Genomic DNA, 15,497 nt, shown 5'->3' on the forward strand with positions numbered 1-15,497 from the left:
GCGGGCTGTCAGTGTTTGTGGTTGGCTGTGTTGCCGCCGGTGTCGATGATCTTCCCGAGGCCTAAGATGTCGCCCGTTACGCGTAACGGCCCGTCGATCTGCACGACACCCTGCAGGGTGATCAGGGCTGCCTTAGCAGTGATGCTCTCGGCCTCGGCGCTGATCGCGGTGGACTTGGCGGTGATAGCGTCGTCGGTAACCATCGCCTTGCTGCTGCCGACCTCGATGCTGACCGTGCCGGTGGGCAGCTTGATGGTGTAGCTATTGGCAGCCCAGTCGTAGACCAGAGACCCGCCATCATCGAAACGCCACACCTCGACATGGTCACGGTTGTCCGGTCGCTCGCCAGCGTTGCCGTACAGGCCGGGAATGAAAGTACCCTGAGCGGGGTCGCCGCTAGGGCTGATCAGCGCGCCCTGCTCCCCCAGGCTCGGTGCACGCCAATGTCGCGCCTTCCCGGCAGCCAGCGAGTGCCAACGCACCCAGGCGCTGCTCCAGCCGGTACCGTCCGACATACGCAGCTTGCCGGCATCCAGGTCGACCGCCACGACATAGCCCTTGATCACGACGCAGGCCAACATGCGGTCGTGCTCGGCGCTCACGTAACTCATTCCATGGCCTCAGGTGATTGGTAGTGATGCTCGTTGCCCTGACCGGCGTCAGGATCGAAGGCAACCACCAGCGGGCCGGGCTCTCGGGGCCACGGCCACTCCTCCTCTCCGAGATAGATCACCTGGGTCCATTCAACTACCCAAACGGCGAAGCTATCTAGCTCTGGCCGGCTCCAATCCCGTTCTGCCCGAACAAACTGGGCAAATTCCACAGCCAACCCCCAGGACTGCATACGCAGTAAAACAGCCAGTTGAGCAGCAACAAAAGCGGCCACGTGAAGGCAGTTTTCCTCTTCGGCTGCCACGATAACGCGCGCCTCAAAACGAGCATCAACTGCCGCCTCACCAGTCCCCGGGTCTTTGTCTGCGTCATCAAAACCGGCCAATTCCAACACAACTGCTGGCACCGGAACGACTTCTATGCCTGCAGGCATGGTTCCGACATAAGCGAGGCCAGGTATCGCTTCTCCGATGTGCTGCTCAATCGCAGTGTAAATCTGGGAAAGTGGTATCGGATCGTCACCCATTGCCAGTCCTCCGCAAGACCTTTTGCAACTCAAAGTTCAACTCCTGCCTCATAACCACCAGCAGTCGGTCGTGGGCACGATTTGTCCAGGTCTCGAAATGGGGCCGAACGTCTTCTAGCGAGATTTTTGCCTTAGCAAGGGGGAAGCGGCCTATGCTGGTGGATTCAGCAATCCAACCCGAACGGCCCTTTCGTCGCGCTTCAACCATGCTGTCGGGGTAATCTTCATCCGTGAAATGCTTGCTGCCAGCACGAATCCAGATGTCAGGCTGATCGCCATATACTCGGCGGTAGAAAGCCCCTTTGTAATGACGCCCAGCTACCGATACACCAGAGCGCGTTTGCCGCGCCCGGCCAGCACGACTAGCCTCAATCGGTTTGATCCCGAACCAGAGCTTGCCCTGCCCGTTGCTGCCCATGGGGTAAGCCATTAAGCGCTTCCGTACAGCCGCTACAGCGATGCGCTCTTGCACACCCACTTCTCTGGCAATCTTGCCCCTCAACCAACGAAGTGTCTTATTGATGGCTCGCCGCTGCGCTGCAGCGATCGCTTTCGGCAGCAATTGGGCAAACTGTTGAAAGCCCGTAACATCCTGGGGTCTTGCCTGCAGCGTGATTAAGCCGCTGCTTGCCGACTCCTTGTGGTAACTGCCAACACTCATGAACGCACCTCACGCAGAGTCAGGTTGATCCAACCGGTCCCGTCAGGCTTCCTGCCCGCGATGACGTAACGGCCACCACCATCCTCAGGTGCAAGCCTGACCACCAAGTGCATCCCCTCCTTGATGCCATTCGCGTGGACGATACGAACGGCAAAAACAGGTTCGCGCACCCCGGTGTTGATCTGGCCAAGCTTGGGCTGGAGCCACGGCGCCGAAAAGAACCCCGGTACCGGCTCAGCCATACCTTCGATCTCAGCCTCGTCTCCCAGGACATCCAGTAGCGCACGGTCCATGAACGCCACCTGTTCACGGAAGCCCATGATCAGTCACCGTCGTCTTGTTCGTCCTTACCTGGCAGCTTGCCGCGAGGAGCAATCTTTCCCTCTTCGATAAGCAGCTCCAGCACTTCCTTGTCGGACGACATGAAGACCTCACCCTTTTCGAAGACCTTGGCCCCATCCTGGATGCAGCCGTCCACCACCACGTATTCGACCTTGGCAGCCATGTCACACCACCTTGGCGAAGAGGAAGGCGTTCGGTTCCAGCAGGCCAGGCAACGGCGCCGCCTGAACCTTCAGCCAGCGTTGGCTTGGCTCCTGAGTGACCCAGCTCTTGGGGAAGCGCGCGGCTTCAACCAGGCCGCTTTCGATGGCTTCAAGATCCTGAATCGCCGCGTACAGCATGGCGTTACGAGTGGCGGTAGAACCTAGGATCAGGCCCCCGGCAGGAATCATTGGCTTTTCACCAGCCTCATCGTCCAGGTACCACTCGTCGTACGCGTAAAGGTCCACACCCGGGTCATTGAGGTAGCCGAGGTAAGTTACGCCGTCAGGGAGCTCTTCCGGTTTGATCAAGCCCAGGTCAACACGGCGGGTGTTCAACTGCTTGAGTACCGCATCGTTGCTCTGGAAAGCATCCTGTGCCTCCGCGCTCAACACCGCGACGTTGGCCGAACGCCCCGAGTCCTTGGCGATCAGGCGCCGCCACTGACGCAAGTTACCGATGGGATCGGATCCGGCGGTGTTCCAACGGCCAGTGGCCAAGGAGACCTTGTGGGTGTCTTCCATCAAGAAGTCGATGGTGTCATCAACCCCATCGCCGACAACCCGGATCCGACCGGTAGTCAGCGCTTGAGAACACATCCATTCCTCACGACGAATGATCTCGCCCTCAAGCTCAACCAGGTCACGGCCGAGCCGCTCGCCCGCTCGCTCAAGTGCGGTGCGCGTCGAGAACGGGGTTTCACCTGCGCCGCGTTTCAGGATCTGCTCTGCCCGGGTGACACGCTTGGGCTGAATGTATGGCGGCTGGTAGGTCGACGAGGCGAAGCCGGTACGCTGCGAAACGCTGCCAGGCAGGGTCGGGTGAACGAACGGCGCCATTTTGCGCTGCCCTTTCACGATGTCGATGGTCACCGTCTCGGTGGGGAAGGTTTCAGGGGCGCCGGCATTAAAGAAGGTGTTCATGAGGAAGCGCCGCGGCGTCGCCAGCTGCTCGACAGCTTCCAGCATGGTCAGGGTGTCGAAGATATCCATAGAGGCTCCAATTATCGAACGAAGAGGCAGAGAGGACGCAGAGCGGCTTTCGCAGCCGCCAGAGTAAGGCCCCCACCGAGGGTGAGCTGGTTGCCCAGCACCTGGCCGGTCAGGCGAATAGGCGCGCTGTGAGCGCCATCGGTGGTGTCCACAGCGCGGTCGAGGATCGCCTTGGGGGCCTGCGATCCGTCCTCGGCAGCGGTTTTGCACAGCAGGTACTCACCAGAAGCGGTGACTTGGCCTAGCACTGCACCGCGCGGCAGCTGCTGTCCAGCGGCGATGACGCCGGACTCCATCACAACGGGGAAGTCCCCCGCCTCGAGCTGGGAAGGTGTAAAGGTATGGGTTACAGGGTTTGGCATGAGGAGCTCCTGGTTAACGGCGCGAGGCGCCAGAGACGATTGCGCTAACGGCGGCCTTACGCTCACCAGCCTTGCCGCCTTCCAGCGGAGTGGTACCGGTCACACCTTGTGCATCACCCTTGATGCCTGCGAGAGAAATACCGCGATCTTGCGAGGCCTTGAACAGCACCAGAGCCGTGGCCTCAACCGAGCTGCCATCATCGATCGCAGCGCCGATTTCCTTTTCAAAGCCTTTGACGGCCAGAGCATTAATGCCCTTGATACGCTCACGCTCGGCGGTGGCGGCCTCGGCTCGAATCGCTGCGATGTCAGGCTGATCGGCTTGGACGATCTCGATGGTGTTGGGGTCGGTGCCAGCTGCAAGGGCGGTGCGCAGTTCGGCCGTGGTTTTGACGGTGGTCATGGTGTTTGTCCTTGGGAAAGTAGTGGCCGGCTTGGCCAGTTCAGTGATCAGGGATTCCAGCGAGCCCACCCGATGAGCTAGGCCGTGCTTGACGGCGTCGGCACCGACGCGGATCCCGCCGTGGTCGCCCATCTCGGGCACCTTCTCGGCCGCTACGCCGAGGTTGCGGGCAACCTTGCCCACGAAAACGTCGGCCATCGCGTCGATGGTCTCGCCCATCTTGGCGCGGCCTTCCTCCGTGCCGAGGTCAGGCCGCTTGTTTGGCGCGTTGCGACTGACGATCTGGTAGCGAGTGCGACCGGTCTTCTTCTCGTCTTCGATCACAGCCTCGACAACGACGCCGATGCTGCCTGCCAGGCTGGCCTCATCAATGACGATCTCGCCTGCCGCCGAGGCGATCCAGTAGGCCGCGCTGGCTCCGATGCCACCGATGTAGGCAACGATCCGCTTGCGATCCCGGGCTGCGAAGATCATCTCAGCCAGTTCGTTGATGCCCGACGCGACGCCACCAGGACTGTCGATGTTGAGCACTATCGACTTGACCTTGGGGTCATCCAGCGCACGCTGAATGTCGGTCGCAAGGATTTGGGTGCTGGTGGCGCCGCTGATCTCGGTAAACAGGTTGGCGTACCGGAAAATCGGGCCGGTGATTGGAACCACCGCAACATTGCCGCGCATGGTGACTCGCCGGGTTTCATCCAGCCGCTCGCCGCGCTTGGTTGCCAGCGCCACCGGATCGCCCATGCGGTCGGAGATGGTCAGCAGGTTGTCCAAGGCGTCGGGCATCATCAGCCAGGGCTGCGATGCAGCCAGCTCAAGTGCTCGAGGCATGCTTATTCCTCTTGGGGTTTAGGGTCAGGTGGGGACTCAAGCCCACCTTTTGGCAGAGCCTGTATGTTGTGCTCGCGCCGGTAGGCAACCTCTCGGGTACGCTGACGGATCACTTGCTGCCAGGGCTCTCCGGTCATGGCCGCCGTTTCCAGCGTCTCGTTGCTCACGCCGATCTCGATGCGTTTGCCCGCCGCATTGGCTTCCTTGAGCTCGTCAATCGCGCCACGGGCCGGACCAATCCAGATTGCCTGGCAATAGGCCTTGCGCTTGGCCGAGTCGTTGTAACCGGGCAGATCCACCAAGCCTCTGGCCACAGCCTCGTCGATCACCAGCTCGCGGCTTGGCTGGCAGAAGTCACAGGCCAGCCACCAGCGGCGCAAGCTATAGAAGCGCCAAGCCTGCAACATGGCTGCCCGGGCTGCGCTATAGCTGCTGCTGTAATGCAACAACAGTTCCTCCAGCGGCAGCTCCAGCGCCGCGCCGATTTCCTTCACGACTGCGGTGAAAAACGGATCGAACTGCGCGTTGGGCCTGCTGGGGTTGGCGATCATCGGTTCCTCACCCACGCCCAAGTCAACGATGGCCCCCTCGCCCAGCGCAATTGCACCGTCGGAGGTGTCATCACCGCCTGGTTGCTCTTCTGTCAATGCGGACATGGGCAGGTTGTTATTGTTGAAGTTGTCGCCCTTCTTGATGAACACGGTGAACATTGCCGATATCACCGCCGCCATCAGCTCGGCGCTGCTGTAACGCTCCAGCTTCTGCAGTGGCTCAAGAACCGGCGACAGGTAGGGGGCGCCGCGCTTCTGCCCAGGCCGCTCTTTGTCAGCCATGACATGTAGCACCCGACGACGCCCGGTTTCAGCACCGAACACCGTCAGCCGCTCCCATTGCAGCGACTTGCCCAGCACATGCTCGCCCGGGTAGCCGGTGCATACGTGGTAAGCCACTGGCGCCCCCAGTCCGTCGAACTCGACGCCCTCTACTAGGTCCGCCCGGTCCATTCCGCCGTTCGGGTTGCCTACGCGGTCCGACTCGATCAACTGCAACCGCGTGCTGAAGATGCAACCAGGCCGCTCCTGATCGGGGCTGGCAACAAATACGTCACCTGCAACCATCGACGAGACAAGTACCAGAGCCTGTAGTTGGTAGTGGTTGAGCGATGCTTCGGCATCGCACTCACGTGGGTCATCGGCGTACAGCGACCACAGACGGTCCAGTTGGCCGTTGAGCTGCTCTGCCTCTTCCTCAGTCAAGCCCAACGCTTCATGGTCGACCTGGGCACGGCAGACGAGCCCGGTACCCACGACGTTGGTGCGCAATCGGGTAATCGCCGCGCGGGCGATCAAGTGATTGCGCATCGCATCGCGGGAGCGGGCCACCAACATGCGGCGCTCGCTATGGTTAAAGTCACGCCGAGGGCTACCTAGGCCAGGAATCCAGCTGGCAACGCTGCGCAGCACCCGGGAGGCGCCACGCCAGCGGGTTTCGACGCCACCGCCACCGCCCTGGGCGACGATCTGCTGCCCCTCGACTGAAGCTCTGGCCACACGAATAGCTTCGGTCATCAACTGCTCGGCAGCCGAATCCCGTTTTCGGAACGGCCACATGGTCAGATCCCCACGTAGGAAACGCGGTTACGGCCACGGCCCTGCCGGGCAGCCGTCTCTGCGGCAACCTCGGTTGCATACTGTTTCTCCAGCAAGCGCAAGCTGTTCAGCTCAGCCAACTGGACCTCTCGATCCTGTCGACGCAAGCGTTGCCCGTTTTTCAGGACATTCGAGATCGCCGCCCGGACCTCGTCGAGACGTTGTTGTGCATCTGTCATGGTGAACCTCGGTTAGCTGACGCGGCTCCGAGTGCCTCTGCCACGCGCTAGCGCACGGCGGGGAACCGGCGCCACCGCCTGCTCAGTTGTGAAGAGGGTGGGCTGAAGCAGTTGCTGCTCCAACTGGTCCCATTCGTGATCACGCAGCAGGTGCGTCTTCAGGCTGCGAGCCGCATGCAAGGCGTACACCTCGCAGTCCAGCGCTTCGTTGCGCCGGCCTGCTTTTTTCTGCCAGACCATCTTGCTGGGGTTACGCGGGTGCGGCGCCAGCACCTCGTTGGTCACCTGCTCGTAGTAGTCCGAGCGGATCTCGCTGTACCAGTGCATCCGGCCCGGCCCTGCCCCCTTGAGCTTCATCCGGCCATCGATAAGCGTCTTGGCCTTGTGGGTACCCACGATGAACACGCGCAGGCCGTACTTCGAGGCCTTGGTGTTGTCCTGGCTGGTGTCTGCAGACTGGGCTGGCTTAGTAAAGATTTCCCGGTCCCGGCTGTCGATGGACGCGCCCTTGATCGCCATGATGTTGAAGCGCTGGCGATCTCGAACGTAGGTGTACACCGCATCGCTGGTGTTACCGTCAGAGCTGTCGATGCTGACTGCTGATACGGCAAGCTGCGCACCGCTTTCGGTGGGTATGGGTGTCGCGATGACCTTGTCCAGCTCAGTCCACACCGGGTCGTGCGGATCGATGGGGTTGCCTGGTAGCTCGCCCCAGTACAATCTCCAGGACTCCTCGCCCCTCCCCCAACCAACCATGACCAGGGCGAGACGATCACCCTGAACGTCGACGCCGACCGTGACCAGCAGCGTGCCCTTCGGGGCCGTCAACTCGGCATAGGGCTCGGCGCGCTTCTCCAGCTCGTCCGTCTTGGGCGCGTCGCTCTTGTACTCGTAGCTCTCACCCATTGAGCTGTTGGTGAAGGCAATCATCGGACCGATGTTGCCCAGCCGCGTGGCGTATTCCGCCTGCAGCTTCTTCTCCATCAGCACCTCAAAGCGGGAGCCGTGGAACTTGGCGTACAGCTCATTGAGGATGTAGCCGGCGATACCACGGAATTCAGCCGTCGCTTCCCAGTATCCATGCGCGAGGTTGGAGTTCTTCTGGTGGTCATCCCAGATCTCACCGCAGTGCGGGCACGCGTAGTAAGCCGTTTCCGGGCGGCGCTTGCCATAGACCTCGTGGAAGTAGTGTTCGTCCTCGTCGCAGTGCAGATGATCGAAGCTCAGCGCATGCGACTGGCCACAACCGTGGCACGGCACCAACCCAACGCGCTTGTCGGATAGCTCAAGCTCGGCGTCGATGGCAGAAAGGCCCTTGATGGTAGGTGTGCCACCAATGATGATCTTCGACCGGCGGAACGTCTTGAGACGCTCCTTGGCCAGCTTGATGCTGTCCCCCTGCCCCCGCAGGTTGAGGTTGCAGTCATCAGGCTCTTCAATGGCAACCCGTGGCACTGGCGTGGACTTCACGCTGGCCGGGCTGTTGGAGCCCACCATTTTCAGGAAGCCACCGGGGAAGCGCTTGAAGTCCTGGCGCTGCTGCAGCTTGCGACTACGCAGGTCAACCTTCTTCCGTAACCGCTTGGTGGCCTCAATCATCGGCTCCAGTTTTTCCGCGACGTACTGCTTGGCCGCTTCAGCCTTGGGGAACAGGATCAAGATGGGAGAAGGGTCGAGATCAATCCACTTGCCGATGGCGTTACCCAGCACTCCCGATGTCCAGGCTACCTGGGCTGACTTGCGCCCCACGATCTCGAATACGTTCGGATCGTCCAGCGCTTCGAGCGGTCCCCCCGGCCAGATCAGGTGCGGGGTCATGTCGAAGCGGTACTTACCTGGTGCAGCTGACTCTTCGGGAGCGAGCCAGCGGAACCGGTCGGCCCACTCGGCGATGGTCATTCTTGGCGGGGGAGCCCACTTACGGCAGACCCGGCCCATGGCTTTACTCGCCGTCTTCTTCAGAGCCCTCCTCGTCGTCCGACTCGTCAGAATCCCCAGCGAGATCGTCGTCCTCGTCATACGCGGACAACCTCCTCAGTATTGATTCGATGGGCTCGCGGATCAGCTGGTCATCGACCTGCACGCCGTACTTGGCCGACAAGGTCGCCGCCAGCTCATCAGGGAAGGTATTGAGCAGTTCAATCTTCGCGGCAGTGATCACCGCCTCAAAGCGCTCAACCATTTCGGCCTCGATCACGACCTCGCCCAGCTCACGGGCTAACGCGATTTCTTCGCGGTCACCGCGCAGCCGATCAAGGCGGTCGCGCGTCGATTCCTTCTTGCCGTTCAAGGCGGCCTGGCACATCAGCCACTCGATCACCACCTGGGTGTCGTACTGGTTTTCGTTGCCACGGCCAACACCGAACTCGATCACTGGCATGCCGTCCTTCTGCCAACGGCTCAGGGTTCGCTCATCACGGCCGATGATCTCGCCCAGTTCGAGCTTGCTGACTGTCTTGCCCATCACTAAGTCCTTGAAAAGACGGACATCCCTGCAGGAATTTCAGCTGCAGGGAAACCGCGAGTCTGCGCACCCGTGTAGGGGGCGGCCCCGGGGGAGGACCCAAAAATCGGCGGGCGCCGCCTGGGCCAGCATCGGGCCGTGGTCACTGACCCGCCTCCCCGCCGGCGGGTGGCGCCTGCTCCAGTCCCAGGCGCTTCGCAGCCCAGCGCATGTAGAGGTTGATAGCAACATCGGCACCGGCCATCGCAGCCAAGCAACCAACGGCCGCCGCCGCCCATACCGAAACGCCGAGGGCGTACAGCAGCATGTTGGTCGAAAGCCCGCAGGTCACACAGGCACCAGAGCGCAACGCCAACCGGCGAATCAGCCCCCAACCGCGAGCACCCGCCATGTCGGCCCGCCACATTTCTCCCGAAACACCGCCGACCAGGGACAGCACGATCACCATCCAGATCGGCAGTTCGGCTAACGTTTGTTGCTCGCTGTTCATAAAAGCCTCATTGGCAAAGCAAGGCGCCGGAAAAAGAAAACCCCGCCGGTTGGCAGGGTTCTCGATGCTCCGACAGGTCGGGGCGGGTTGCACAGCACAGTGCTTGTGGGGGAAGCGCCTAAGCGCACTTTTGATATCGTGGGGACTTTTTACATGCCACCGGAAAAACCGAAAAGGGGTGTTTTTCGGTTCGTCATCATCTGGTGGCTATGTCGCATCAATGTTGCACGCAAGTCGCATAGCGACCCGACGAACGGTCTGCTGACGAGCGCTGCCGGATCGGGCGGCCAGCACGGCAAACACCTGTAGCCGCAGGGCCTTAACCCAGTTGCGATAGGTCCGATCAGCACCCTCCTCAATCCCGACCACACGCATCTGCTCCCTGATCGTGACCTGATGGAAGTACCGTAGCTCAGCCAGCTCGGCCAGTGTCGCCCCGCGCTTGTCCCGGCGGGCCAGCCCAGCAACGGCTGCATCGACTTCGGCAGCGGCATGATCCAGGCCGGCACCGGCCATCAGTATCCGAGCACCAGAAGAGCCGGTGCGGGGCGCCGACCCCTTCCATTCCATGATCGTCCCCATCTGGCTGCCGAGGCTGGCTTCCAATCCCAGTTGCCGACGCTGCTCGCCCCAATGCTCCATCAGATCATCCACCAGGCGCAGGCGCTCGGTTTCATCGATCAATGCTGCCATGTCCTTCTGGTGCTGAACCATCCGCGCCAGGTGCTGCAGGCGTATTTCCACGTCCATCGTCATCGCCATTCCCCCGAAATCAAAACCCAACACATATTCAGCGAACCCAACACAAACCCAACACACTCAAAACCCAATGAATTCAATGGATTGGAAACATCTGTGTTTAGTGTGTTGGGTGTGTTGGGTTTTTCAGGGTTCGCATATAGATTCATCCGCCCTTCGATTTTGGCAGTTGAAGTAGATCGCATGCGCGTGCGCGTGCGCGAACCCAACACACCCAACACACAATGACGCCAAGCCACGGATTTCGGGGCCTGAATCTGTGTTGGCTTGCGGAAACCAACCCAACACCAACCCAACACACCCAACACACTTACCGGCGGAGTCATGCTGCAACCCTCTTGATGTGGTCCCAGCCTTCCACCGTCCAGCCCGCGAGCTTCGCTCGCTCGCGCCACTCGCGAACGTTCTTGCCCAGCACGGCCGCATTCATGGATGGGGGCAGGGAAGGATCACCATCGTTGGGCATGAAGAACGCCGCGAAACGACGCGGGCCCTGGGCCGTGGAGCAGTCCGTCCAAGGGATAGCCCTTGTCTTCTCCACCTTCGCGCTCAGCATCAAAGAGAACTTGGTTTGGCTCATGGCGTGCTCTTTGTTATGGGCGCACCACTCAATGAACATGGCGTAAACATCCGAGGTCAGGCAGCAGCCCCAGAGGCCGTACCCAAGCTCGCCGTTGCGCCAGAGGTGGAAGAAGGTCTGCCAGGCCGTGCGGCTCAGCTCTACCAGGCGCTGCCTGGCCTCAGTCTTCGGCGGACGGGTGCGCTGATTGAAGTCCTCAAGGTCAACGCTAAGCAGCCACCCATACAAGGCAGCCACCCCACCATTCGCCAACTCCCTGGCGATTGCCTTCTGCCTCTCAGCCGGCAGCGTCTCCAAGGGCCACATCACCAACATCCGACGGTCGTCTTCGCTGATTGGCCACGGCATGATCTCGTTGCTCAGGAAAGCCGCGTTCATGTGGTTGGTCTCTTCCCAGCCATTGATGAACTTTGACTCCATGCGCACCGTTTTGCCGGTGATCATGTGCTTGATTTTGCCGACCTGGTTGTAGCGCTGATCGCGGCTCACAACCTCTTCGAATACAGCCCACAGCTTGCCGCTTCGCCAAGCGTTGAAGCTGCCTTCAAGTTGGTCTTGCCCAACAGTGGCACCGTACTCACCGTACAACTCGCCCATGATGTCTGAAAACAGCAGGCTCTTGCCCGAGCCTTCCATGGTCGAGTGGAACAGGATCGCGGTGTCCAGCTTCGCGCCCATATGCTGCAGCGGGAACGCCAGCCACTTCACCAGCCAGTCCAACGCCTCGGCGTCATGGTTGCAAAGGAACGAGATCAGCCAGCGCAAGTTCTCGCACGCAGCGTCGTCGCGGGCCGGCTCAAGCGGCAAACCCTCGAATGTGTTGATGTAAATCGCCGGATCTTTGGTCATCGTCGGGTCGAACACGATGTGGTCAACGTCCACTACACGCCGATCCGGACTGTTCAGCCAGAGCTGATAGGCATCGCCCAAGGCCATTTTCACACTGCCCTCGGGCAGACGGCGCTTCTTTTCGCGATCCCAGGCCTCTTTCGTGCCGTCTATGTAGATGTAGCGGTCGAGCGGCTCCAGCTTCAGCGTGCCGCCCTTCTTGCTGGACATCTTTCGGGCCTGCTCGAGCTCTGCCACTTGCTCGGAGGCGATAAGCTTCTTGTCGGTCCGCTCCATCCAAGCTTTTGCGAGCGGCTTGCCAACCAGGGCCTCGAAGCCTGTTCGCTTCATCGAACGCCCCTTGTCCAAGTCCCACACGTTGGTGGTGCCTTCGACCAGGGCAAAGCGGCGCATCGCACCGTCAATGTCCAGGGTGCTACCCCCTGCCCCCCCGTTGGCCGAGGAGCCGGCCGGGCTGGGCGCTTCGACGTCCGATGGGGCGTGGGGAAGGTGATCGACATCGGCGTCGAAGACGGGCTGCTGCTCGGCCGGCTCGGCTGCCGATGGGGTACGGGGAAGTTCGCCCAATGGAGGCGGTTCCGGTGGACGGGATTTCGCGTCAATGCCGAGGATCTGTGCCGCCGCTCTGGTCGCAGCCTTCTGGTCGCCATCGTGCATCAGGATGCAGAACACGTCGAACGCGTCGTTCTTGTGCCCGTTGGCCAGGGGATCAGAAGTGTGATGCGAGTAAAGCTTGCGATCTTTGATCGTCACACCTGGCAGCCCTGAGCTGCTGTGCGGGCTCAACCATTTCCCATCGATGCGCTTGTAACCATGCGCCTCGATCATCGTGGCGATGTCATGGACGCGGTTGAATTCGGGAATGACTTCGGGGAGCCGGTCACCAGATCGTGCAGCAGCTGGTGATGGCCTGGCCACGGGACGAGCTGCAGCCGCAGGTGCTGCCGCCTTCGGCTTCCAAGGGCAAACAGCCTCCCCCTTCGCTTTAAATTCGTCCCAACCCTGCCAGATGCCCAGCAGGTCAGCCGGCAACTCGGGCAGCCCCTCAGCAGTCGGTGGTGTACGCCACGTGTAGGGTTTACGAGTGCCTGGGTGAATGGATGGCGGCAAGACGTCCTGCACCAGGCCGCCCCGCAGCTCAAAAACCGTCACTTTCTTGAAGGGCTCAGCCGCCATGCGAAAAGCCGCCTCGCGGGCAGCATCGCCTTCGTCCTGCGCGGCCTTCACTTGCCCCATGAGCCCCTTGTAGATGGTGCCATCGGGGTCGTTTTTGTTCGGCCACACCAGGGCGTGGCGAGTCAGCTCCACACCTTCAGGAACGCGGAACATCACGCGGAATCGTTCAGGGTTGCCTACTGAGGTCGGGTACGCATCAGCGAGCGCGTCAACGTCGAGCCCAAGGGTCTGCTGCAAGACCTGCCGGGTCAGCTCAACGTCATCAACGTCGAGCGAGCAGGCACGACTCGGCCCGAGCACAACACCAAGGTTGTGATTCGGGCTCGCAGTCCAGAACGCTTCAGCCTTCGAGGCATCCGTGAAATAGCCACCAGGCTTGTTCCAGCCGGCACCCTTCGGACCCTTCTCACCTGGTTCAATGGGAACCAGAGCAAGATCGAAGGCATCAATGTAGCGCCGCGCCCAATCAGCTGTGGTAGAGGATGGGCGATCACTCATCTCCGACGCTCCCGCAGCTGCTGGCAGCTGATGCAAGTCTCGCACCCCGCCACCAGCAGCTGACGCACCTCCGGGATTGGTTCATCGCAGTCTTCACAGAACTGCGCACTCGGCTTCGTCACTGGGCGAATGCGGCGCTGAAGGGCTACCTGCAGGTGATAGTCGGCTTGGTCGTTAGCCACATCGATCACATCAGCCATGAGCTTCGTCCTCCATGGCTTGGCGGGCACCCGCCATGATTGCCAGTACCTGACGGATAACATCCATCCCGCGCTGCTCGAGGTCGACCACTTCACCAGCCGTCCAGACATTGTCAGCGGCGCCTTCGTGCAGGCTACCGACGAACTCACTGGACTCTTCAAGGAGCTTGGCTACTGCCTGCAGAGCTTCATTAGTCGCTGGGACCGGCTCCGGGCGATACCAGACGGCACCGGCCGGACGGACCAAGGCATCAAGCAAACGCGGGTCAGCGGTCCAGCGGACGATTTCTTCGAGCTCGTCCGGGCTTGGCCAGCGGCGCTCTTCGGTAGGGTGGAGTTTCTTCTGCAGGGCATCCACGTCCATGACCATATCGAAGGCCAGCTTTGTGATACCGCCGTGATAGTCGCGACCGGCGCGGTAGAGCGCCTGCCGCAAGGCGAGAACCGGACCTGCATCCGGCAGTAGATCAATGCGACTCATAACCGTAAATCCTCGGTTTACGGTGTAGCCAGAGAATGAGGTAGGACCTATCCTACAGCTACGACCGTACTGTGCTGTGCGTCGTCGTCGCTGGGCCAGGGAGGTGAGAGTCCCTGGTCCAGCACCTTATTCCTTTGCTTGCCTCAAATACGCCCAATCAATGTCCGGTCGCAGCGCTTCACAACGAATCGCCCCTTCCGTTTCTCGATCTAGGCAAACAGCCAATCCCGCACTAGCGCGGCGGTTGCCGTAGGCGACTTGTTTCAACTGCCCAACAGACGTTCCGCAACGTTTCGCGAAAGCCTCGAGCCCTTCCTTGTCCATCGTTTTCAAGTACTCGCTAAGCGTCATAGACACCTCCATTGGCGGCGAGATTAGCAATTGCTAATTCGCAAGGCAATAGCAAGTCGTAATTTACTGTTTGCTAACGGAAAGCAATCATCGCCACATGGATATCAACGAAAGGCGTATCGCCTCCCTCCGTACGATCATGGGTGCACTGAGCCAGAAGGAATTCGCTGAGGCTCACGACCTAGACGCGTCGTACCTTTCACAACTGCTCAACGGCCATCGCAAGCTGGGGGAAAAGGCTGCGCTAAATCTGGAGCTCAAGATTGGGCTCGCAGCAGGGACGCTGACATCTCCTCCCTCCGAGGAGCCATCCACCGCAGCTCCAGACAACGTGGTTCGCCTGCCCACCAGGGCGGTAAAGGACAAGAACTTCGTGCTGATTCCGCACCTCGATATCGCGGCGTCTATGGGGCATGGCAAGGCAGCCCCAGGTATGCACATTGAAGTCATCCGCGACATGACGGTTCACCTCGACTGGCTAAGGATGCAGGGCCTGAGCTTCTCGAATGTCGACAACTTGGCCATCATCACAGGAGATGGCGACAGCATGTCTGGCACGTTCGCCGACGGCGACGCTCTGCTTGTGGATCGTGGGATTTCCGAGGTGAAAACAGACGCGATATACGTCTTCACCCTCGAGGGCGATCTCTACATCAAACGCCTGCAGCGCCTTACCGGAGGCCAACTGCGAATGATCTCCGACAACCCCATCTACCCACCGATTACCATCGATGAGTCGATGATCGAGCGCATGCATATCCAAGCCCGCGTCCTGCTGGCCTGGAACGCGAAGAAGCTCTAACGAACTCCCGTGCTGCGCCCTACCGGCATTTGCTGGGGCGTAGCCACACCCCGACAATTTAGCGTTTGCTATTGCTCAATTAATTAGCT

General features: G+C 60.7%; 19 protein-coding genes. 1 reads left to right on the forward strand and 18 read right to left on the reverse strand.

What is annotated here, in order from left to right:
* Positions 1-8: 8 nt before the first annotated feature.
* The 18 genes from LOY53_RS20245 to LOY53_RS20330 form a co-directional block, all read right to left on the reverse strand.
* Positions 9-611, reverse strand: coding sequence for a phage baseplate assembly protein V (locus tag LOY53_RS20245; protein ID WP_258703205.1), 603 nt, complete (start codon positions 609-611; stop codon positions 9-11).
* Entirely contained in the window at positions 608-1,138 is a 531-nt protein-coding gene (locus LOY53_RS20250; protein WP_258703206.1) for a hypothetical protein, read from the reverse strand. Before LOY53_RS20250 ends, LOY53_RS20245 begins: the two co-directional genes overlap by 4 nt.
* On the reverse strand, positions 1,131-1,799 hold the full coding sequence (locus tag LOY53_RS20255; protein ID WP_258703207.1) for a hypothetical protein: 669 nt from the start codon (positions 1,797-1,799) through the stop codon (positions 1,131-1,133). Before LOY53_RS20255 ends, LOY53_RS20250 begins: the two co-directional genes overlap by 8 nt.
* Positions 1,796-2,119, reverse strand: coding sequence for a hypothetical protein (locus LOY53_RS20260; RefSeq protein WP_070384266.1), 324 nt, complete (start codon positions 2,117-2,119; stop codon positions 1,796-1,798). Before LOY53_RS20260 ends, LOY53_RS20255 begins: the two co-directional genes overlap by 4 nt.
* A 2-nt stretch (positions 2,120-2,121) precedes the next feature.
* Positions 2,122-2,304 carry a hypothetical protein gene (locus tag LOY53_RS20265; protein WP_258703208.1) on the reverse strand — a complete coding sequence of 61 codons (183 nt, stop codon included), beginning with the start codon at positions 2,302-2,304 and terminating at the stop codon, positions 2,122-2,124.
* A gap of 1 nt (position 2,305) precedes the next feature.
* The gene (locus tag LOY53_RS20270; RefSeq protein WP_070384268.1) at positions 2,306-3,334 is read right to left on the reverse strand and encodes a major capsid protein; all 1,029 of its coding nucleotides are present in this window, start codon (positions 3,332-3,334) and stop codon (positions 2,306-2,308) included.
* Between the two features lie 11 nt (positions 3,335-3,345).
* Entirely contained in the window at positions 3,346-3,696 is a 351-nt protein-coding gene (locus LOY53_RS20275; protein WP_258703209.1) for a head decoration protein, read from the reverse strand.
* A 13-nt stretch (positions 3,697-3,709) separates the two neighbouring features.
* Positions 3,710-4,930, reverse strand: a complete 1,221-nt coding sequence (locus tag LOY53_RS20280; protein WP_258703210.1) for a S49 family peptidase — start codon at positions 4,928-4,930, stop codon at positions 3,710-3,712.
* A 2-nt stretch (positions 4,931-4,932) separates the two neighbouring features.
* Positions 4,933-6,540, reverse strand: coding sequence for a phage portal protein (locus LOY53_RS20285; RefSeq protein ID WP_085625557.1), 1,608 nt, complete (start codon positions 6,538-6,540; stop codon positions 4,933-4,935).
* Positions 6,541-6,542: 2 nt separating this feature from the next.
* Positions 6,543-6,758, reverse strand: a complete 216-nt coding sequence (locus LOY53_RS20290; RefSeq protein WP_085625556.1) for a hypothetical protein — start codon at positions 6,756-6,758, stop codon at positions 6,543-6,545.
* 12 nt (positions 6,759-6,770) lie between these two features.
* On the reverse strand, positions 6,771-8,777 hold the full coding sequence (locus tag LOY53_RS20295) for a phage terminase large subunit family protein (RefSeq protein WP_408981311.1): 2,007 nt from the start codon (positions 8,775-8,777) through the stop codon (positions 6,771-6,773).
* Positions 8,701-9,222 (reverse strand): terminase small subunit, encoded by a 522-nt coding sequence (locus tag LOY53_RS20300; RefSeq protein ID WP_258703212.1) that lies wholly within the window; start codon positions 9,220-9,222, stop codon positions 8,701-8,703. The genes LOY53_RS20295 and LOY53_RS20300 overlap by 77 nt, the downstream gene beginning before the upstream one ends.
* Before the next feature lie 142 nt (positions 9,223-9,364).
* Entirely contained in the window at positions 9,365-9,712 is a 348-nt protein-coding gene (locus LOY53_RS20305) for a phage holin family protein (protein WP_258703213.1), read from the reverse strand.
* 207 nt (positions 9,713-9,919) lie between these two features.
* Positions 9,920-10,468: a hypothetical protein gene (locus LOY53_RS20310; protein WP_258703214.1), complete on the reverse strand. Its 549-nt coding sequence runs from the start codon at positions 10,466-10,468 to the stop codon at positions 9,920-9,922.
* 325 nt (positions 10,469-10,793) lie between these two features.
* On the reverse strand, positions 10,794-13,574 hold the full coding sequence (locus LOY53_RS20315; RefSeq protein WP_258703215.1) for a bifunctional DNA primase/polymerase: 2,781 nt from the start codon (positions 13,572-13,574) through the stop codon (positions 10,794-10,796).
* Positions 13,571-13,774, reverse strand: coding sequence for a TraR/DksA C4-type zinc finger protein (locus tag LOY53_RS20320; protein ID WP_258703216.1), 204 nt, complete (start codon positions 13,772-13,774; stop codon positions 13,571-13,573). Before LOY53_RS20320 ends, LOY53_RS20315 begins: the two co-directional genes overlap by 4 nt.
* A complete protein-coding gene (locus tag LOY53_RS20325; protein WP_258703217.1) occupies positions 13,767-14,255 on the reverse strand; it encodes a phage regulatory CII family protein in 489 nt (162 codons plus the stop codon). Before LOY53_RS20325 ends, LOY53_RS20320 begins: the two co-directional genes overlap by 8 nt.
* Before the next feature lie 126 nt (positions 14,256-14,381).
* Complete coding sequence (locus LOY53_RS20330; protein WP_258703218.1) at positions 14,382-14,606, reverse strand: helix-turn-helix domain-containing protein; 225 nt, start codon at positions 14,604-14,606, stop codon at positions 14,382-14,384.
* A 97-nt stretch (positions 14,607-14,703) separates the two neighbouring features.
* On the opposite strand from LOY53_RS20330, the gene LOY53_RS20335 reads away from it, so the two are divergent.
* Complete coding sequence (locus tag LOY53_RS20335) at positions 14,704-15,408, forward strand: S24 family peptidase (RefSeq protein ID WP_258703219.1); 705 nt, start codon at positions 14,704-14,706, stop codon at positions 15,406-15,408.
* Positions 15,409-15,497 lie beyond the last annotated feature (89 nt).

Origin of the sequence: Pseudomonas sp. B21-031, assembly GCF_024748985.1 — a bacterium.
Taxonomy (GTDB): Bacteria; Pseudomonadota; Gammaproteobacteria; order Pseudomonadales; family Pseudomonadaceae; genus Aquipseudomonas; species Aquipseudomonas kermanshahensis.